Origin of the sequence: Pampinifervens navoyensis (assembly GCF_046159715.1) — a bacterium.
Lineage (GTDB): Bacteria > Aquificota > Aquificia > Aquificales > Aquificaceae > Pampinifervens.
The window spans coordinates 1-230 of the sequence record NZ_JBJXCT010000080.1 but is presented as its reverse complement, the minus strand read 5'-3'; the positions used below and the strand labels follow the sequence as shown (position 1 = coordinate 230).

Genomic DNA, 230 nt, shown 5'->3' with positions numbered 1-230 from the left:
GGCCGAACAATTGGAAGATCGTGGTGAGGATGGAGACGAAGGAGAAGCCCGCGGCGAAAGACGCGAACTTTCCCAGCGATCGATGCAGCTGCTGCTCGTAGCCGAACTCCGCGAGGTCACCGTCGTCGTGAGGCGAAGAGGCGAGTGCGGAAGCGGTGGTGGGCTGCGCAGCCGGGGTTGTTGCACTCAACGGCGTACTCCTTCGGCGAAGCGATTCAGAGGCGAATAAC

At 61.7% G+C, this 230-nt stretch carries 1 protein-coding gene; it reads right to left on the bottom strand.

The genetic code is table 11. The features are described from left to right. A partial coding sequence (locus ACKRDP_RS10070) for a hypothetical protein (RefSeq protein ID WP_489685594.1) occupies window positions 1-190 on the bottom strand: 190 nt, incomplete at its 3' end. Window positions 191-230: the final 40 nt, after the last annotated feature.